Annotated in this window: 20 protein-coding genes; 10 read left to right on the top strand and 10 right to left on the bottom strand. The window is 67.8% G+C overall.

Going from position 1 to position 18,579, the window contains the following annotated elements; translation table 11 throughout:
- The first annotated feature begins 62 nt into the window (after positions 1-62).
- On the top strand, positions 63-920 hold the full coding sequence (gene nadC / locus DXK21_RS00405) for a carboxylating nicotinate-nucleotide diphosphorylase (RefSeq protein ID WP_114815813.1): 858 nt from the start codon (positions 63-65) through the stop codon (positions 918-920).
- Here the strand turns inward: nadC and DXK21_RS00400 are convergent.
- A complete protein-coding gene (locus DXK21_RS00400) occupies positions 874-2,022 on the bottom strand; it encodes an acyltransferase family protein (protein WP_114815812.1) in 1,149 nt (382 codons plus the stop codon). The two genes, nadC and DXK21_RS00400, sit on opposite strands and share 47 nt — an antisense overlap.
- A gap of 108 nt (positions 2,023-2,130) precedes the next feature.
- On the opposite strand from DXK21_RS00400, the gene DXK21_RS00395 reads away from it, so the two are divergent.
- A complete protein-coding gene (locus DXK21_RS00395; RefSeq protein WP_114815811.1) occupies positions 2,131-2,340 on the top strand; it encodes a hypothetical protein in 210 nt (69 codons plus the stop codon).
- Between the two features lie 21 nt (positions 2,341-2,361).
- On the opposite strand, the gene DXK21_RS00390 is transcribed toward DXK21_RS00395, so the two are convergent.
- On the bottom strand, positions 2,362-3,321 hold the full coding sequence (locus tag DXK21_RS00390; protein WP_245944996.1) for a cell wall hydrolase: 960 nt from the start codon (positions 3,319-3,321) through the stop codon (positions 2,362-2,364).
- Positions 3,322-3,749: 428 nt separating this feature from the next.
- On the opposite strand from DXK21_RS00390, the gene DXK21_RS00385 reads away from it, so the two are divergent.
- The 6 genes from DXK21_RS00385 to DXK21_RS00360 all read left to right on the top strand — a co-directional run bounded on the left by DXK21_RS00385 (position 3,750) and on the right by DXK21_RS00360 (position 8,733).
- Positions 3,750-3,947, top strand: coding sequence for a hypothetical protein (locus DXK21_RS00385; RefSeq protein ID WP_114815810.1), 198 nt, complete (start codon positions 3,750-3,752; stop codon positions 3,945-3,947).
- Between the two features lie 235 nt (positions 3,948-4,182).
- Entirely contained in the window at positions 4,183-4,545 is a 363-nt protein-coding gene (locus DXK21_RS00380) for a DUF6481 family protein (protein ID WP_114815809.1), read from the top strand.
- Positions 4,546-4,842: 297 nt separating this feature from the next.
- Positions 4,843-5,322 (top strand): Dps family protein, encoded by a 480-nt coding sequence (locus tag DXK21_RS00375; RefSeq protein WP_114815808.1) that lies wholly within the window; start codon positions 4,843-4,845, stop codon positions 5,320-5,322.
- Positions 5,323-5,501: 179 nt separating this feature from the next.
- On the top strand, positions 5,502-6,680 hold the full coding sequence (locus tag DXK21_RS00370; protein ID WP_114815807.1) for a cell wall hydrolase: 1,179 nt from the start codon (positions 5,502-5,504) through the stop codon (positions 6,678-6,680).
- Between the two features lie 75 nt (positions 6,681-6,755).
- Entirely contained in the window at positions 6,756-8,273 is a 1,518-nt protein-coding gene (locus DXK21_RS00365; protein ID WP_245944995.1) for a sensor histidine kinase, read from the top strand.
- A 52-nt stretch (positions 8,274-8,325) separates the two neighbouring features.
- On the top strand, positions 8,326-8,733 hold the full coding sequence (locus DXK21_RS00360) for a response regulator (RefSeq protein WP_114815806.1): 408 nt from the start codon (positions 8,326-8,328) through the stop codon (positions 8,731-8,733).
- A gap of 37 nt (positions 8,734-8,770) precedes the next feature.
- Here DXK21_RS00360 and trxB read toward each other — a convergent pair whose 3' ends face one another.
- Positions 8,771-9,778 carry a thioredoxin-disulfide reductase gene (gene trxB / locus DXK21_RS00355; RefSeq protein WP_114815805.1) on the bottom strand — a complete coding sequence of 336 codons (1,008 nt, stop codon included), beginning with the start codon at positions 9,776-9,778 and terminating at the stop codon, positions 8,771-8,773.
- 70 nt (positions 9,779-9,848) lie between these two features.
- Between trxB and DXK21_RS00350 the strand changes: the two genes are divergently transcribed.
- Both DXK21_RS00350 and DXK21_RS00345 read left to right on the top strand, forming a co-directional pair.
- Positions 9,849-10,148 carry a glycine zipper domain-containing protein gene (locus tag DXK21_RS00350; RefSeq protein ID WP_114815931.1) on the top strand — a complete coding sequence of 100 codons (300 nt, stop codon included), beginning with the start codon at positions 9,849-9,851 and terminating at the stop codon, positions 10,146-10,148.
- A 49-nt stretch (positions 10,149-10,197) separates the two neighbouring features.
- A complete protein-coding gene (locus tag DXK21_RS00345; protein WP_114815804.1) occupies positions 10,198-11,703 on the top strand; it encodes a TIGR00341 family protein in 1,506 nt (501 codons plus the stop codon).
- A gap of 3 nt (positions 11,704-11,706) precedes the next feature.
- Here the strand turns inward: DXK21_RS00345 and DXK21_RS00340 are convergent, their stop codons facing one another.
- The 7 genes from DXK21_RS00340 to DXK21_RS00310 all read right to left on the bottom strand — a co-directional run bounded on the left by DXK21_RS00340 (position 11,707) and on the right by DXK21_RS00310 (position 18,435).
- The gene (locus DXK21_RS00340) at positions 11,707-12,738 is read right to left on the bottom strand and encodes a mitochondrial fission ELM1 family protein (RefSeq protein ID WP_114815803.1); all 1,032 of its coding nucleotides are present in this window, start codon (positions 12,736-12,738) and stop codon (positions 11,707-11,709) included.
- Positions 12,729-13,202: a transcription elongation factor GreA gene (greA, locus tag DXK21_RS00335; RefSeq protein WP_114815802.1), complete on the bottom strand. Its 474-nt coding sequence runs from the start codon at positions 13,200-13,202 to the stop codon at positions 12,729-12,731. Before greA ends, DXK21_RS00340 begins: the two co-directional genes overlap by 10 nt.
- 141 nt (positions 13,203-13,343) lie before the next feature.
- Positions 13,344-13,523 carry a hypothetical protein gene (locus DXK21_RS00330; protein ID WP_114815801.1) on the bottom strand — a complete coding sequence of 60 codons (180 nt, stop codon included), beginning with the start codon at positions 13,521-13,523 and terminating at the stop codon, positions 13,344-13,346.
- Positions 13,524-13,591: 68 nt separating this feature from the next.
- Positions 13,592-14,260 carry a glutathione S-transferase gene (locus DXK21_RS00325; RefSeq protein WP_114815800.1) on the bottom strand — a complete coding sequence of 223 codons (669 nt, stop codon included), beginning with the start codon at positions 14,258-14,260 and terminating at the stop codon, positions 13,592-13,594.
- A gap of 147 nt (positions 14,261-14,407) precedes the next feature.
- Positions 14,408-14,707, bottom strand: a complete 300-nt coding sequence (locus tag DXK21_RS00320) for a DUF1294 domain-containing protein (RefSeq protein ID WP_211305939.1) — start codon at positions 14,705-14,707, stop codon at positions 14,408-14,410.
- Positions 14,708-14,849: 142 nt separating this feature from the next.
- Entirely contained in the window at positions 14,850-18,149 is a 3,300-nt protein-coding gene (gene carB / locus DXK21_RS00315; RefSeq protein WP_114815799.1) for a carbamoyl-phosphate synthase large subunit, read from the bottom strand.
- Between the two features lie 10 nt (positions 18,150-18,159).
- Positions 18,160-18,435: a hypothetical protein gene (locus tag DXK21_RS00310; RefSeq protein WP_114815798.1), complete on the bottom strand. Its 276-nt coding sequence runs from the start codon at positions 18,433-18,435 to the stop codon at positions 18,160-18,162.
- Between the last annotated feature and the right edge of the window lie 144 nt (positions 18,436-18,579).

The following is an 18,579-nucleotide window of genomic DNA, read 5'->3' as shown; positions in this document are numbered from 1 at the left end:
CCTGGGTCCCGGGTCCGCTGCGCGTCCCGGGATGACGGCATGAACACGAGAGACGAACGTTGATGACCCGTACCCTGCCGGACCTGCTGATCGAACCCGTCGTGCGGATGGCCCTGGCCGAGGATCTGGGCCGCACCGGCGACGTGACGGCCCAGGCCTGCATCCCCGAGGACGCGCGCTTCAGCGCCGTCTTCGCCGCGCGTCAGGCGGGCGTGATGGCGTGCGGCGCCGTGGTGCGGATCGCGGTCCATGCGATGGACCCGTCCGCGACGGTGACGATCAAGGTCGCCGACGGCGAGGCCTTTGAGGCCGGAACTGTGCTGGTCGCGGTCGAGGCTAACGCCCGCGCCCTGCTGGCGGCGGAACGCACCGCGCTGAACTTGCTGGGCCGGATGTGCGGCATCGCGACCCTGACCCGGACCTATGTCCAGGCCGTGGCGGGAACCAGCGCCCGCATCGCCGACACCCGCAAGACCACGCCCGGCCTGCGCGCTCTGGAAAAGCACGCCGTGGCTTGCGGCGGCGGGCTGAACCATCGCTTCGGTCTGGATGACGCCATCCTGATCAAGGACAACCACGTCGCCGTCTGCGGCGGGGCGGGCGAGGCCGTGCGCCGCGCCAGGGCCTTCGCGCCCCACCTGATGAAGGTCGAGGTCGAGGTTGACGGTCTGGATCAGCTGGACGAGGTCCTGGCCGAGCGCCCGGACGTCATCATGCTGGACAACTTCAGCCTGGCCGATCTGGAAGAGGCCGTGCGTCGGGTGAAGGCCAGCGCCTTTGGTCCGGTGACGATCGAGGCTTCAGGCGGGGTCAACCTGACGACTGTGGCGGGCATCGCCGGGACCGGGGTGGACGTGATCTCGGTCGGCGCCCTTACGCATTCTGTTCCGCAGCTGGACGTGGGTCTGGACGCGAAATAGCCGGGCGGGCGAACCACTTGCGGCCGATCCATTGCTGGATCGGCTCGTCGATGACGCGGTTGTAGAGGTCCGAGGCGATCACGGTGAAGACCAGGGCGCCGAACCACATGGCCCAGGCCTCCCAGGCCACGCTCTCGATCGCGGGGTGCAGGCGGGCGGCCAGGGGCTCGACCACGTCGAACCAGACGCCCCCGGTGATGGTGTGGACCATGAACAGGCAGAAGCTGACCTTGGCGCCCCATTCGGCGCCGGGGATGGGCTGGGTCACGGGCGAGGCGCCGCAGCCGATGATGATGGCGCAGATGGCCAGGACGTTGACCAGGTCCGGCCCCACCATCCAGGCGTTGACCAGCAGGACCGCGCCCCCGCCGAAGCCGATCAGACGCGCCGCGCCGCCGGTCCAGCCGCCGGTCTGAACCGCCCGGGCCAGAGCCAGGCCGGCCAGGAACAGAGGGGCGGCGCGGAACATGCACCACTGGTAGGGCAGGCTGAACTGCTGCTGACCCAGCAGGGCCAGGCTGAGGGCGTTGGAGCCGATGATGATGGCGACGGCCAGCCCCAGGCTGATCCAGACGCTGTTGATCCTCAGCATGGCGCGCCACAGCATGGGGAAGAAGGCGTAGCAGATCAGCAGGGTCGAGATGGTCCAGCTGGGAATGTTCCAGTGACCGCCGCCGAGGCCGAAGGCGTGCAGCAGCAGGATCTGGGCGGGCAGGCCGGCCAGGTCGAAGCGGCCCTCGTTGGTGGCCTGAATTCCCACCGCCCCGGCGACCAGCACCATGACGACCAGCATGGCCAGGGTGATGATGTGGGTGGGGTAGCAGCGCGCCAGCCGTTTCAGCCAGAACCGCGCCAGGGACACCTTGCCGCTGGCGACGCCCGCCCCATAGGCCTTGGCCAGGACGAAGCCTGACAGGATCAGGAAGAAGTCGGTGGCCAGATAGCCGCGCCCCAGAAAGCCGTGCATCGATTGCAGCGGGATCGGCGCCGTGTCCCCGAAATGGAACACCACCACGAACAGCGCGGCGACGAAGCGCAGGGCGTCCAGCGCGCCGCCGCGGGTCTTGGAGGCAAGGGGGGAGGCGGCGGAGGTCAGGGTCATGCGGCGGCTTCCGGGACGTCTGGGGCGTTCGGTCCGGCTCGCAGCAAGAAGCGGGCCGGGAACACCCTTGCGCCGAGGCTCGTTTCATTTGGGTGAAAGGAGCCGGCCATGACCAAGTCCCCGTCCGTGCCCAAGGAACAGCGCAGCTTCGCCGATCACGGCGCGCGCTCGGTTCAGGATATGGCGGATCGCCGCGATCTCGCCACCGGCGTCCAGTCGGGTCAGCCGGGCGACGCGGACGTCAACACGGGTCAACAGGGCCGCTACGGCAACCTGAAGCAGAACCTGACGCCGCAGCGGAAGACGCAGGGCCGCTGAGCGCGGTCCGTTGCCGGGCGATCAGCCGGCGACGGCGGTTTCCGACGCGATCTGGTTGTAGGGCACGGGGCCGGTGGAGGTTTCGGTCTTGAGGCTGGCCTGGATCATGCGCGGCGTTTCGGCGCCGGTCGAGGGACGCGGCGTATAGCGGAAGGCGTCGCTGGAACCCGAACGCCCGCCGAAGCGGTAGAACAGGTGGTTGCCGACCTGGTTCACCTTGACCAGGCTATGACGCCAGCGGGGCGATACGCCGGTAGTGTGGAAGTGGGTGGCGTTGCCGACGGGCGCATAGACCTGACCCGAAAGGGCCTTGGAGGCCACGTCGTGCGCCCGGTTCCAGGCGGCGCGGTTGACCGCCCCGCGCATGGCGCCGTTGCAGGTGAAGCTGAACTGGCAGCCGGTGCTGCGGTTCGAGCCCTGGAAGACCACGGCGCAGACGGTGTTGGGGAAGGAGGGATGGCGGGCGCGGTTCAGCACCACCTGGGCCACGGCCTTCATGCCGTCCGAGCCTTCGCCGCGCGCTTCGTAGTAGGCGGCCTTGGTCAGGCAATCGAGATCGCGCGTCTGGTCCAGGGCGCTGCCCATGCGGAAAGGCTTGGCGGCGGGGTTGGTCAGGTCGGCGCGACGCAGGCCATTCTGGGACTCTTCCAGGCGGGCGGTCAGCAACTCCGCCTGGCGGTCGCGCTGGGCGGCGCCGGCGACGGAATAGGGATCGTGACGATCGGCGATGGCCAGGGCGCTGGCGTCCAGGCCGCCGGCCGCGGCGGCCATGGCTTCCTGGGTATAGCCCTCGGAGCCGGCGCCGTGCAGGCGTTCAGCTTGGGCGCGAACGGTTGAAGCCTGGGCGGCGACGCCGCCCAGATAGGCTCCACCGACGGCAAGGCTGACAACGCCGCCGAACGCCGCAGCCGCCGTCTTGGGGCGCAGGCGAACAGATTGGGCGGCGTGCATCAGCGCACGCGTCTGCGAGGAGAAACTCAAAGGTGTAGTCCTGTTCAGCAGGGCGAGGATGCCGCCCCTGTACTCAACGAACCCAGGCGACATGACGCGTCGCGAACTGGCTCCGGACCAGAGATCGACGAACGGCCGACCTCCGGAAGGCGGGCCTTAAGCCATCTGTTTATGACCTCAATGTGTTTGATTCGCTAGTTATCGCTGCGATGCAGCAATCCGTCGCGCCTCTACAGCAGGCGGTTCGTCGATCTATGAGGAGCTTGTGTCATTGCTTCAGCACATCTCACCGAATCTGTATTCGGATACGGCCCGATGATTTCGAACCGCGGCCGTTTGCGGCCTAAACGCTATTCGAAGGGTCAGCTTTACTTGGTCCGATGAGTCTCGCCTGAGAAGGGAACTCTTTGGGTGTGAGGGCGTTGCAAGCTCAACCATTTCAAGGAGTTCTCCGCCTGATGACCCGTTTCCCGATCCGCGTCGCCGCCCTTCTCGCTCTGGGGGTGTCGGCCCTGGCGCTTTCCGCCTGCGGACATACGGTCGAGCAGAAGGCCGCGACCGGCGCCATCGCCGGCGCCGTGGTGGCCGGGCCGGTCGGAGCAGCGGTCGGCGGCGCGGCCGGCGCCGCCGTCGGCCACATCGACAAGCCGCACTGATCGACCGTCTGCGGCGTCGCTTGCCGGCGGCGCCCCAAGCGCCCATTTGGCGCTCAGGATGCGATCTTGGCCCTAATTTGCGTGTTTCAGGGCCTGAAACGGCGGCAGAGCTTGATTTCTGCGCTGGATTCCGCTTTGGCAGCGCGCCGGGCCGTTCGCGCATCTGCACGCCCGCCGGGCCGCCATGGATCGGCGTCGCCCCTCATCAGAGTTTCAAGGAAGACCGCCTCTACGCATGCGAGACCTCAAACAAACCGGCTTCAACGACCGCATCACCGCCCAGCAAGAGGCCAAGAAGGCGCTGCTGGCCAAGTTCAAGCCCAAGCCGACGGTCCAGGATCCTGAGTTCGAGAAGCTGGCCCTCAAGCGCGCCGCCGAGAAGGAAGCCCTGCGCCAGCAGTTCGAGCTGGAGAAGGCTGAACAGCGCCGCGAGAAGGCCGAGAAGGAAGCCGCTCGTCTGGCTGCTGAAATGGAAGCCCAGGAAGAGGTCGACGCCGCCAAACGCGCCGCCCGCAAGGAGCGCAAGCAGCTGACCAAGGAAGAGCAGAAGGCCGCGCGCGACGCCCGCTACGCCGCCCGCAAGGCGCGTCAGCGCTAAGACCTCTAAAATCCTTCTCCCCTTGCGGGAGAAGGTGGACGGCGAAGGCGAACGGATGAGGGGTTGCGCGATGTTGAAACCGCAGCCCACGTCCGCCGTGGCGACACCCCTCATTCGGCCCTGACCGGCCGCCTTCTCCCGCAAGGGGAGAAGGCATCCTGTTGCAACGCTCCGGCATCCTCAGCGTTAGGCACAGCGAAGATTCATCTGCCCAGGTCGTCGCCGCCCCTTGGCTGCGGCGCGAAAAGACCTAACTGCAGAGCTGGATATTTCGTTCGTCACGCATCAGGAGCAGACATGACCGCCTCCATCGACACCGGCCTGAAACCCAAGGAACGCGGCGACGTCGCGCAGGAGCTGTCCAAGGTTCTGGCTGACAGCTTCGCCGTCTATCAGAAGACGCACGGCTATCACTGGAACGTCCGGGGGCCGGAATTCTTCAGCCTGCACAAGCTGCTGGAGCAGCAGTACACCGAGATCTGGACCGCGCTGGACGACATCGCCGAGCGTATCCGCGCCCTGGGCGAGCTGGCCCCGCAGAGCGCCTCGGCCTTCGCCAACCTGACCTCGATCAAGGACGGCGATCCTGAAAAAGACGCCGGCGCCATGCTCAAGGAGCTGATCAAGGACCACGGGGTTCTGATCGCCACGGCCCGCGCGGCCCTGGACGCCGCCGACAAGGTGGGCGACGAGGCCAGCGTCGATCTGATGACCCAGCGCTTGGCGGCGCACGAAAAGGCCGCCTGGATGCTGCGTTCGAGCCTCGGCGAGCGTTAGAGCCTGGTCTGCTGAGGAGGGATCGCCTTGCGGTTCCTTCGACGCCGTGAATCAGGCTCCCGGCCTGCCCCTCACGGAACGGTAATCTTCGGGCCTGAAAAGCGCCGGATTGGGCGGTCACAGGATCGCCCTCCGGCGCTCGCCAGCGCCGCACATGAGACGCTGGATTGGGACGCTGGATGCTGAAAGGCCGACTGCCGCAGCTGAAGACGACCGGACGTCAGGCCCTGGCCGCGGCGCCCATGGTCGCTGCTGTCAGTCTGGCGGTCATGGGCCTGGCCATGTCGGCCAGCTCCAGCGTACGCCCTGATCTGGATCGCACCGCCGAGGCCGTGGCCCGCGCCACGGGCGGCGACCTGACCCTGAACGGCCTGAAACTGATCATGGCGCGGCTGGACCCCGGTCAGCTTGCGATCGCCCGCCGCTTTGATCCGGGGTTGAACCAGCCCGAGCTCTACGGCCTCACGCCGGGCTGGGAGAGCCTGAGCCTGGGCGGCAAGCCGTCGCTGGACGCCGGTGTCTCGGGCGTCGCGGCCCAGCAGCTGAACGCGGCCATGCCCGCCGCCTTCGGCGCCCTGCAACCGGCCAAGCCCTTTGATCTGCGTCCCGCCACCGAGGCCGACCGCAAGCGGGCCCTGCGCTGCCTGACCCAGGCCGTCTATTACGAGGCGGCGCTGGAGCCGAGCGAGGGGCAGGAGGGCGTGGCCCAGGTCGTGCTGAACCGGGTGCGCGACCCCAACTATCCCAACACGGTCTGCGGCGTGGTCTATCAGGGGGCCGAGCGGACCACCGGCTGCCAGTTCAGCTTCACCTGCGACGGCGCCCTGAGCCGCACCCCTATCCCCTGGGCATGGTCCCGCGCCGCCCGCGTGGCCGAGCGCGCCCTGGCCGGCCATGTGGCGACGCGCGTGGGCACCGCGACCCACTATCACGCCGACTACGTCCACCCCTGGTGGTCGCCGACCCTGGCCAAGATCACCCAGGTCGGGGCGCACATCTTCTATCGCTGGAAGGGCGCGCCGGGCGAAAGCAAAGCCTTCGTCCAGAGGTCGGCGGGCCGCGAGCCGGTCATCGACGAGGCCCGCTTCGCCCGGCCCCGCGTCCTGCTGGCCGCCGACAGCGTCGAGGAGGCCCTGGCCGGCGCCGCGCCGAACCAGCTGCGCACCGTCGAGATCGACGGCCAGACCCGCGTCGTCGGCATCGCCAGCCTGGGCGGCCGCCGTCAGGCCAGCAAGCAAGAGATCGCCGCCATCAACGAGCGGCTGAAGGCCTATGAGGCGGCGCCCGCCGTCGCGGTCGCGCCGCCGCCCGGCGTCACCGCCATGGCGGTCGAGGAAGTCGGCAAGCCGGCGGCCTGAGGCGTCGGTTACTGCAACGACTTGTCGCTTCACGCATTTCTTTTGGCCCGCTGAAAGGTTTTCCGGATTGAACGCTTGATTGACGCCAGCTCGTCTACATGGACCGAAGCGGACCGCCTGAAGGCGTTGCGGGCGACGGGCATTCTCGACACGGATCGCGAGCCGGCCTTTGACGACATCGTCGAGCTGGCCGCCAGCCTGTGCGAAACCCCGGTGGCCGTGGTCAATCTGATCGACGCTGAGCGGCAGTGGTTCAAGGCCGAGGTCGGGCTGGGCGTGCGCGAGACGCCGCTGGAAACCTCCTTCTGTCGCCACGCCCTGCTGGAAGCCGACCGTCTGGTGGTGCCCGACGCGCGCAAGGATGCGCGGTTCGCCTGCAATCCCCTGGTCACGGCCGAGGGGGGCTTCCGCTTCTATGCTGGCGTGCTGTTGAAGAGCGAGGACGGCGCGCCCCTGGGCACGCTGTGCGTTCTGGATGTGGTCCCGCGTCCCGAGGGCCTGACGCCCGTGCAGTTGCGGGCCCTGGAGGTGATGGCCAATCAGGTCATGACCCTGCTGGATCTGAGGCGCGGTCTGGCGCGCGAGCGGGCGGGCAATGCGCGGTTCGACGCCCTGGCCGATTCCATGCCGCAGATGGTCTGGTCCACGCGCGCCGACGGCTTCCACGACTACTTCAACGCGCGCTGGCACGAGTTCACCGGGACGAGGCCGGGATCGACCGACGGCGCAGGTTGGAGCGACCTGTTTCATCCTGAGGATCGGGAACGCGCCTGGGAGGTCTGGCGCGAGTCCCTGGCCACCGGCGAGCCTTATGAGATCGAATACAGGCTGCGTCGCCACGACGGCCTCTATCGCTGGACCCTGGGACGGGCGACGGCGATCCGGGACGACGAGGGCGAGATCGTGCGCTGGTTCGGCACCTGCACCGACATCGACGACCTGAAGCAGATCGAGCGCGGCAAGGAACTGGTCAGCCAGGAGCTGAGCCACCGGATCAAAAACATCTTCGCCGTGGTGTCCGCCCTGGTCGCCCTGTCGGCGCGGCAGCATCCGGAAGCCAAGGCGTTTTCGCAGTCGTTGCGGACGCGCATCAACGCCCTGGCCCGGGCGCATGAGTTCGTGCGCCCGCACACGGAAATCTCGGCGCCGAGCGTCGGCACCATGACCTTGCACGCCTTTCTTGAGGCGATGTTCCGGCCCTACACCGGGGTTCAGGGCGCGCCCCGAGTGCTGCTGAGCGGCGACGACGCCGTGTTCGACGACCAGGCGGCGACCTCGGTGGCCCTTTTGTTCCATGAGATGGCGACCAACGCTGCCAAGTACGGCGCCCTGTCCGACCCTGACGGCTGGGTGATGCTGGAGACGCGCAAGGCGGATGATCGATTCATCCTGGTCTGGCGCGAGCACGGCGGACCGCCGGTGACGGGCGCGCCGACGCGCGCCGGCTTTGGCACGACCCTGTCGACGCTGTCGGTCGAAGGCCAGTTGGGCGGCCGGTTGGAACGTCTGTGGCTGGCAGAGGGTTTGGTGGTGAAGGCTGACCTGCCCGCGACGGCCTTGTCGCGTCGCAGAGCGGCGTTGAAGACGGCATGAGGTCTGCGCTCCCCTGCAGTCCGAGCCGAACTGGAGTAGTCAGGAAGGTAGTATGTCCGCGCGTATTCTGATCATCGAGGACGAGGCGCTTGTGGCGATGGAGCTGAAGTTCGCCCTGCTGGACCTGGGGTACCAGGTCGTGGGGCTGGCTGCGGATGCGCCTACGGCGCTCGATCTTGTGCGTGAATCCGAGGTGGATCTGGCGCTGGTGGACATCCATCTGTCGGACGGACCGACAGGGATTGAGCTGGGTCGCGAACTGGGACAGGAGCGGGGCATCACCGTTCTGTTCATGACCGCCAATCCCGGCATGGTGCGCGACGGCGTGGCCGGCGCGGTCGGCGTTCTGCCCAAGCCGACGGACGACTATGCGATTCAAAGCGCGGTCGAATACGCCCTGCAGCGTCGCAAAGGCGAGCCCACGCTTTACGCGCCGCCCGAGTTGCAGGTTTTCAACTAGAGGCTTGCAGCGAGGGCCGCAGCCCTCGCCTTTAGACCTACCAGGCGCCGATCTTCTCGGCTTCGGCGTGGGTGATGGGGTTGTGGGCGGCCTTGTGGTCTTCCTCGGCCAGGAAGCGCGAGGCTTCCAGCGCGGCCATGCAGCCCATGCCGGCGGCGGTGACGGCCTGGCGATAGACGTCGTCGGTGACGTCGCCCGCCGCATAGACGCCCTCGATAGCGGTCGAGGCCGTGCCAGGCTTGACCCGCAGATAGCCGCCGGAGTTGATCTCCAGCTGGCCGGCGAACAGCTCCGAAGACGGGGCATGGCCGATTGCGATGAAGACGCCGTCGGCGGGAATTTCCGACAGGTCGCCGGTCTTGACGTTCTTCAGGCGGACGCCGGTGACGTTGCGCGCCACGCCGTCGACGACGCCGAGGATTTCATCAACCGCCACGTCCCAGATCACCTCGATCTTGGGGTGGGCGAACAGGCGGTCCTGCAGGATCTTCTCGGCCCGGAACTCGGCCTTGCGGTGGATGACCGTGACCTTCTCGGCGAAGTTGGTCAGAAACAGGGCCTCTTCGACGGCGGTGTTGCCGCCGCCGACGACCACGACCTGCTTGCCGCGATAGAAGAAGCCGTCGCAGGTGGCGCAGGCCGAGACGCCGAAGCCCTGATACTTGTTCTCGGATTCCAGACCCAGCCACTTGGCCTGGGCGCCGGTCGAGATGATGACGGTTTCGGCCAGAAGCTCGGTTCCCGAGTCCAGCGTCAGGCGGAATGGGCGCTGCGACAGGTCGGCCTTGACCACGATGTCATGGATCACCTCGGTCCCGACGTGCTCGGCCTGGGCCTGCATCTGCTCCATCAGCCAGGGACCCTGGATGGTCTCGGCGAAGCCGGGATAGTTCTCGACATCCGTGGTGATGGTCAGCTGACCGCCGGGCTGCAGACCGGCGATGACCACCGGGTTCAGCGAGGCGCGGGCGGCATAGATGGCGGCGGTCCAGCCGGCGGGACCGGAACCGATGACGGCGAGGCGGACAGTACGGGGCGTGCTCATGACGCCTATTTAAGGCCTGATTCCCGAATGCGCGATGCTAGCGTGTCATTTCAAGCGAGGGGATTTGATCATGAGCAACAAGAGCGCGGCCTTTCTGCCAATTGGGATCGGCGTCGGACTGGCGATCGGGGTCGTTTTCGGCAAGGCCGTCGACAACCTGGCGCTGGGGCTTTCGCTGGGCGTGGCCGTCGGAGCGGGCCTGGGCGTGGCCCTGATGGGGGCCGGCCATCTGAAGGCGCAGAACGACAAGAAGACGGCTGACGGTTCCCCAATCGTGTCGGACGGCGGCGCTTCGACATCGAGCAGCAGCCACTGCGCTCCGGGCGCCGATTGCGGCGGGTCCGACGGGGGCGGCGGCGGCGGCGATTGACGGACTTCGTCGCAGCGGCCCATTCTGTTTCAAGGAACAGGGTGTCGCCATGACTGCAGCCGCCGATCCGGTCCGTGAAACGCGCAGTTATCTGCGCCGTCTGCTGGCCGCGGCGCGGCGCGGGGTCGACCGGGAGGCGGTCGAGGCCTCGGTTTACGACAACGGGGGCTTGAGCGGTCGTTATCTGATGATGACGGTGATCTCGGCGGCCATCGCGGCCCTGGGGCTGATGCTGTCGTCGCCGGCCGTGGTCATCGGGGCCATGCTGGTGTCGCCGATGATGGGGCCGATCGTGGCCCTGGGCTTTTCGCTGGCCCTGCTGGACTGGCGCCGGTTGAAGCAGTCGCTGACCTGTCTGGCGGTGGGCATGGCGGTGGCCCTGACGGTGGCCATCCTGCTGACCCTGCTGTCGCCGCTGAAGGAGCCGACCAGCGAGATTCTGGCGCGGACCCGGCCCAACTTCTTCGACCTGCTGATCGCCGTCTTCTCCGGGGTGGCGGGCGCCTATGCGGTGATCCGCCAGCGCGGCGAGACCATCATCGGCGTGGCCATCGCCACCGCCCTGATGCCGCCGGTGGCCACGGTGGGGTTCGGCATCGGCACGGGGGATCTGTCGATCTCGGTGGGGGCCTTCTACCTGTTCATGACCAACCTGGTGGCCATCGCCCTGTCTGCGACGCTGACGGCGGGCTTCTATGGCTTTCGGCCCCGGTTGAGGGAGCGGCCTTCGCCGTGGCGTGGTCTGGCCGTGCTGGCGGTCTTTGTCCTGCTGTCGATCCCGCTGGTGATCTCGTTGCGCGCGATTGGGCTGGAGAGCCAGGCCACGGCTGAGACTCGGACGGCGGTCGCCGACATCTTCGCCGGGGCGGATTCGCGCGTCACCCTTCTGGACGCGCGCAGCGAGGGCAAGGGCGTCACCGTCTCGACCCTGGTCAGCACGCGCAAGCTGGTCCCGGATGCTCAGAAGCAGCTTCAGGACCGGCTGTCGGCGGCCTTGCACGTCCCGGTGACGGCGACCCTGGATCAGATTGTCGTGGCCGATCCCCAGGCGGCCTCGCGCGCGGTCCAGGCCAGCGCGGGCTCGAGCCCCGATCCGACCGCGACCCTGCGCACCCGCCTGTCCGACGCCGTCCCCTTCGCCACCGACGCGGTCATGGTCGACGCCGAGGGCCGTCGCGCCATCGTCCTCCTGCGGCCCGACGCAGGTCTCGATCTGGCCAGCGCCTATGCCCTGGAGGCGGGGCTGCGGGGGCGCTTTGAAGGCGTGGACGTCTGGGTCACGCCGCCGGTACAGGAACTGTCCGTGGTCGATCTGGGCGACGCGGGCGCAAAGGCGCGGGCCGTCTGGGCCCTGGCGCGCTGGCGGGCCAGTCCGGCGGTGCGCGACTGCCGCCCTGCGCCGGGCGCCGCCGTGGCCGAAGGGCAGGAACCCCTGCCAAACCCGGGGGAGACCTTCCGCGCCCAGTTGGCGGCGGCGGGCGTGTCGATCCGCGCTGAGCCGGGACCGGAGTGTCTGCGCGGCGACGAGAACCTGGCGCGGCTGTCGCTGGGCTGAGGATCAGCCGCGCGCGGCCATGGCCTCCAGCACGGCGCGCGCTGCGCGCTCAGTCTCGTTGAGCGGGGCGTAGGTCCAGCCATGCAGCGTCCCGTCAAAGGGCCGCGCCGCGCCGTGGGCGGCCAGGTCGCCGTGCAGGCGGGCGAACTTGCCCGCAGGCTTCAGCGGGATCATGGGCAGCACATGGACCGGCTTGCCGGTCGCGGCGGCCTCGGTCGCCATATTGGCGCTGTCCTCGGTGACGAGGATGTGGTCGGCGGCGTCCAGCATGGCGAACAGGGGATTGGCGCCGGTCCCGTCCCAGATCCAGCCGGGCAGGGCCGACAGCCGCTCGGTCATCACCGCCTGGGCGGCGTCCGGCGTGCGGCGTGAAAAGGTCAGCAGCAGCGATCCCTCAGCCGCCTGAACCGCCGCCTTGATCTTCTCGGCCAGATCGGCGGCGTGGGCGGGCGTCAGGTCGAAGGCCTTGGACCTGCCGCCGATCATGACGGCGACGCGGGGACGGGGCAGGGGGGCGATGCGGTCGGCAAAGGCCGGCGCGGCCTCGGCCAGCTTCGAGGGCGTGATGCGGTGCGGAGAGCCGATGATCTCGACGACATTGTCGCCCGACAGGCCGTCGTGGGCTGGGGCGACGATCAGGTCGTAGGCGGTGTTCTTCCAGCGCGGGTCCTGGGTCTGGACGGTAAAGGTCTTGCCGCCGCTCCAGTCGCGGACCCTGGCCGACAGGGGCAGGCTGGCGCGCCCGGTGGCGATCCACAGGTCAGGCCATTCGGCGACAGCGCGGGGATCGAAGGAGCCCGGCGCCAGCATGGCCGGTGTCTTGAGACCCGACGGCCAGCGGTCGAACATCGGCCGCCAGCGGACGGCCTTGATGGCGATGTCGGCAGGGGTCAGCCGGGCCACAGCCTCGGCCAGGCCCAGGGCCTGGTTCTGGATGCCGGCGCGGCCGTCGGAGACGACCCAGATGGACAGAGGGCGCGCGGCTGAGCCGCGCGCCCCTGTGGCCTTCCCATTGTCGGGGAAGCTTACTTCCACTCGACCTTGAGGATCTCATAGGCCTTCACGCCGCCGGGCGTGTTGACCTCGACCACGTCGCCGATTTCCTTGGAAATCAGGGCGCGGGCGATCGGCGAGGCGATGGAGATCTTGCCCAGCTTCACGTCGGCTTCATGTTCGCCGACGATCTGATAGACGCCTTCTTCCTCGGTGTCCTCGTCCACGAAGGTGACGGTGGCGCCGAACTTGACCTGGTCGCCCGACAGCTTGGACACGTCGATCACCTGGGCGCGCGACAGCTTGTCCTCGATGTCGGCGATCGAGCCTTCGATCCAGCCCTGACGTTCTTTGGCGGCGTGATACTCGGCGTTTTCAGACAGGTCGCCGTGCTCGCGCGCCTCAGAGATGGCGGCGATGACGCTGGGTCGTTCGACCTGCTTCAATTGCTTCAGTTGCTCGTCGAGGACACGGTAGCCCTCGGCCGTCATCGGCACTTTTTCCATTGTGTCGTGAGTTTCTTGTTTCGCCCGGAGACTAAGGAGAGACGTATAATCAGCACAGTCACGATCACGGGGCGCGCGTGATCGGCCAAAGAGGGTAGGGCGCCCTTTCGCCAAACTCAAGAGCATGATCGGCAGGACGGATCAGGGCTTGGTCTGGCCCATGGCTCGGCGGATCGCGGTCCAGGCGATAAAGCCCAGCGCCGCCACCGCCAGCAGCATGAAGAAGCCCGAGATCAGTCCCGCCCCAGCGGCGATGAAGGCGATGATGACGCAGATGGCGGCTGACAGGGCCGCGATGACTTGAATGACTGAAAGGCGCATGGGCTCGTAAACGTCGTCGTCTGACGGGGGTTGCGGGCTCGCGAAGCCGTGATCGCGGAACCTGGCGATCAGGCGTAGGCGTATTCACCGCCCCGCTCCAGCGCGCGTTTCCACGCCGGGCGGGCGTGGATGGCCTGCAGGAAGCGGGCGATGTTGGGATAGGCGGACAGGTCGACGGCCCGGCTGGCGGCGGCCTCCAGCGGGAAGCTCATCATGATGTCGGCGGCGCTGAACGACGGCCCGGCGAACCAGCCGGTCGCGGCCAGTTCAGCCTCCTGCCAGTCGGCGTGGGCCTTGAGCTGAGGGTCGATGAAGCTGGCCTGCGCCTTGGCGGCGATGCCCTTGACGAGGGGACGCGCCAGGCCCGGCGCCCGCTTGGGCATCTGGGCGAAGACCAGCTTCAGCAGCAGCGGCGGCATGGCCGAGCCTTCGGCATAGTGCATCCAATAGCTGAAGCGCCGCCCGTCCGCCGTGCCGCGCGCCGGACGCAGCCGTCCCTCGGGATCGTGGGCGTCCAGCAGGTATTCGACGATGGCCCCGGTTTCCGCCACGCGCACGTCGCCGTCGTCCAGCACCGGGGACTTGCCCAGGGGATGGACGGCTCTCAGCTCGGGCGGGGCCAGCATGGTGGCCGGATTGCGCTCGTAGCGCTTGACCTCATAGGCCAGGCCCAGCTCCTCCAGCAGCCAGAGCACGCGCTGCGAGCGGGAGTTGTTCAGATGGTGGACCAGGATCATCGCCGCGCCCCTCAGACATGAACGCCGAGCTTGGCGTCTGGCGCAGGATACGTCCAGACGTCGAAGCCGGATCAGTTGCGGCGGGGCTCCGGCGCCGCCGTCCGCTCCAGTGCCTGCGGACGTGAGGCCAAGCGACGCTGCGGCCTGTCAGGCGAAGCGCGTGCGCCAGATGACGTAGAGCGCGGCGGTCAGGAGCGTGAGGACGTAGAGGGTCAGGATCAGGCCCAGACGGCTGGCGAAGGGCTGTTTGCGCGTCTTGTGGCGCAGGATGTGCTGACCCATCCACGCCCCGAGGGCGCCAAAGGCCACCGCGGTCAGCAGCGTACGCTCGGAAATGCGCCAGCCGCCGCTCCGGGCCTGCTCCTTGTCCAGCCAGAACATCAGGAAGGCGATCAGGTTGCCGATCAGCAAAAGCAGCAGGCTCAGGTCGATCATCGGCAGGGGCATTCGGGCGTCGTCTCCGATCCTTCGAACAGGATCGCCGACGGGGAGCTGACGAACGGTTAAGCGGCGCGGCGGGCCGCTAGGCGGCAAGAAAAAGCCCCCGGCGTCGAAACACCGGGGGCCGTTTTCAGCACTGGGCCGAGGCTCAGTTGTAGGACTGCACCGGGCGGACATCCAGTTCGCCGGCGCGGATGGCGGCGATCCCTTGCGCCGCGGCCAGCGAGCCGGCGGCGGTGGTGTAGTAGGGGATCTTCATCATCAGGGCCGTGCGGCGGATCGAGAAGCTGTCGGCCAGGGCCTGCTTGCCGTCGGTGGTGTTGAAGACCAGCTGGACCTCGCCGTTCTTCATGGCGTCGACGATGTTCGGGCGGCCTTCCAGCACCTTCTTGACCAGACCGACCTCGAGGCCCTGGGCCTTCAGGTAGTCGTGGGTGCCCGAGGTGGCGATCACCGAGAAACCCTGCTCCAGCAGCGAGCGGACAGCCTCGACGATGAAAGGCTTGTCGGCCTCCTTGACCGAGACGAAGGCGCAGCCTTCAGTCGGCAGGACGGTGCCGCCGCCGATCTGCGACTTGGCGAAGGCGCGGGCGAAGGCGGGGGCCAGGTCGGCCTCGCCTTCACGCTTCCAGTCCAGGCCCATGACCTCGCCGGTCGAGCGCATTTCCGGACCCAGGATGGTGTCGACCCCGGCGAAGCGCGCAAACGGGAAGACGGCTTCCTTGACCGCGATGTGGTCCAGCTCGTGATCGACCAGACCGAAGGAGGCCAACGGCACGCCGGCCATGACCTTGGCGGCGATGGAGGCGATGGGCTGGCCGATGGTCTTGGCCACGAAGGGCGCCGTGCGGCTGGCGCGGGGGTTCACTTCCAGCACGAAGATGCGCGGTTCGGCGCTGTGCGGCTCTTCGATGGCGAACTGCACGTTCATCAGGCCGCGCACCTTCAGGGCCTTGGCCATGGCGGCGGTCTGGCGTTTCAGCTCGGCCACGATCTCGGGACGCAGCGAGAAGGGCGGCATCGAGCAGGCGCTGTCGCCCGAGTGGACGCCGGCTTCCTCGATATGCTCCAGCACGCCGGCGACGAAGACGGTCTCGTCGTCGCACAGGGCGTCGACGTCCACCTCGGTGGCGCGGTTCAGATAGTGGTCGATCAGGACCGGGTCGCTGCCCGAGACGCGCATGGCCTCGCCGACATAGCGGTCCAACTGCTCGCGGTCGTGGACGATCATCATGCCGCGGCCGCCCAGGACGTAGGAGGGGCGCAGCACGACGGGATAGCCGACCTCCTCGGCCTTCTGCGCGGCTTCCTCGGCCGAGCGGGCCAGGCCGTTCGGGGGCTGCTTCAGGCCGATGGCCTCCAGCATCTGCTGGAAGCGCTCGCGGTCTTCGGCCAGGTCGATGCTGTCGACGGATGTGCCCAGGATCGGCACGCCTTCCTCTTGCAGGGCGTGGGCCAGCTTCAGCGGGGTCTGACCGCCGAACTGCACCACGACGCCGATCAGGTCGCCGTTCGAGCGCTCGACGTCGATCAGCTCCAGCACGTCCTCTTCAGTCAGAGGCTCGAAATAGAGGCGGTCCGAGGTGTCGTAGTCGGTCGAGACGGTCTCGGGGTTGCAGTTGACCATGATCGACTCGACGCCGATGTCGGCAAAGGCGAAGGCCGCGTGGCAGCAGCAGTAGTCGAACTCGATGCCCTGGCCGATGCGGTTGGGACCGCCGCCGAGGATGATGGCCTTCTTCTTGTCCGACGGCGCGGCCTCGCACTCGGGGATCTGGCCCAGGGCGCCGCTCTCATAGGTCGAATACATATAGGCCGTGGCCGAGGCGAACTCGGCGGCGCAGGTGTCGATGCGCTTGAACACCGGGCGGACATTCAGGGCGCGGCGGGCCTTGCGGACCTCGACCTCGGTCTTGCCGGTCAGGGTCGCCAGACGGGCGTCGGAGAAGCCCTTGGCCTTCAGCTTGCGGAAATCAGCGTCGGTCGCGGGCAGGCCCTGGACGCGGACGTGGCCCTCGGTGCGGATCAGGTCGGCGATCTGACGCAGGAACCAGGGCTCGTAGGAGCAGGCCGCGTTGACCTCCTCGACCGTCAGGCCGTGACGGAAGGCCTGGGCGATGACGCGGATGCGGTCGGGCGTCGGCTGACCCAGGGCGCGGATGACGGCGGCGCGGGCGCTGGCGTCGTCCTCGGCGTCGGCCACGCCTTCGATCTCGATCTCGTCAAAGCCGTTCAGGCCGGTTTCCAGACCGCGCAGGGCCTTCTGCATGGATTCCTGGAAGGTGCGGCCGATGGCCATGACCTCGCCGACCGACTTCATGGCCGTGGTCAGGTGGGGCTCCGAACCCGGATACTTTTCAAACGCGAAGCGCGGGATCTTGGTGACGACATAGTCGATGCTCGGCTCGAAGCTGGCCGGCGTCACCATGGTGATGTCGTTCTGAAGCTCGTCCAGGGTGTAGCCGACGGCCAGACGGGCGGCGACCTTGGCGATGGGGAAGCCGGTGGCCTTGGACGCCAGGGCGGACGAACGCGACACGCGCGGGTTCATCTCGATCACGACCATGCGGCCGTCGGCCGGGTTGATCGCCCACTGGACGTTGGAGCCGCCGGTCTCGACGCCGATCTCGCGCAGGACGTTGATCGAGCCCGTCCGCATCAGCTGATATTCTTTATCCGTCAGCGTCAGGGCCGGGGCGACGGTGATGCTGTCGCCGGTGTGGACGCCCATCGGGTCGATGTTCTCGATCGAGCAGATGATGATGCAGTTGTCCGCCGTGTCGCGGACCACCTCCATCTCATATTCCTTCCAACCCAACACCGACTCTTCGATCAGGACCTCGGTGGTCGGCGACAGGTCCAGACCGCGCTCCACGATCTCGTGGAACTCCTCGATATTGTAGGCGATGCCGCCGCCGGTGCCGGCCAGGGTGAAGGACGGGCGGATGATGGCGGGCAGGCCGACGAAGGCCAGGGCGTCGTCGGCTTCCTCGATATGGTGGACGGCGCGGCTGCGGGGGCTTTCCAGGCCCAGCTTGTCCATGGCGTCGCGGAACTTCTGACGGTCCTCGGCCTTGTCGATGACCTCGGCCTTGGCCCCGATCATCTCGACGCCGTACTTGGCCAGGGCGCCCGAGGCGTTCAGGGCCAGGGCCGTGTTCAGGGCGGTCTGGCCGCCCATGGTCGGCAGAAGCGCGTCGGGGCGCTCCTTGGCGATGATCTTCTCGACGATCTCGGGCGTGATCGGCTCGATGTAGGTGGCGTCAGCCACCTCCGGGTCGGTCATGATGGTGGCGGGATTCGAGTTGACCAGGATGACCCGGTAGCCCTCGGCCTTCAGCGCCTTGCAGGCCTGAACCCCGGAATAGTCGAACTCACACGCCTGGCCGATGACGATCGGGCCGGCGCCGATGATCAGGATGGACTGGATGTCTGTGCGCTTGGGCATCGGCTGCTACTCAGTTCGTCACGACCGCGCACTCCCAGCCGTCGTAGTCGAGCTGGAAGGCCGCGGCCCAGGATTGCATCATGGCCGACACAGGCGAAAACGACGCCTCGTCGACCGCTATGGTGGTCTCCAGGACGGTCATGTCGTCCTGGCTCCGTGTCAGAAACCCTGCGCGGCGGGCCACCTCGTTGAGGTCGCCGTGGTCGCCGTCGCCATAGAAGTAGAACAGCGTATGGCGCGGGGTGATCCCGCTGTCGCCCTGCTCGGCCAGAGCAGCGCGCACCATAGCATCCTTTTCCTCATGACTGGTCAGCGGCGGGCTCCACGCGCGCGAAGAAACCGGACGCAGGGCGAGCCCCCGCGACCGATCCGTTCAGGTTGTCGGTTAAGCGGCCCGTTTAGAGATGCGGGGGCGGGGCGGCAAGGGCCG

It is taken from the genome of Brevundimonas bullata (assembly GCF_003350205.1).
In the GTDB taxonomy this organism is placed as follows: domain Bacteria; phylum Pseudomonadota; class Alphaproteobacteria; order Caulobacterales; family Caulobacteraceae; genus Brevundimonas; species Brevundimonas bullata.
Note: the sequence above shows the minus strand (reverse complement) of the source record. Positions and strands in the feature narration are given on the sequence as shown.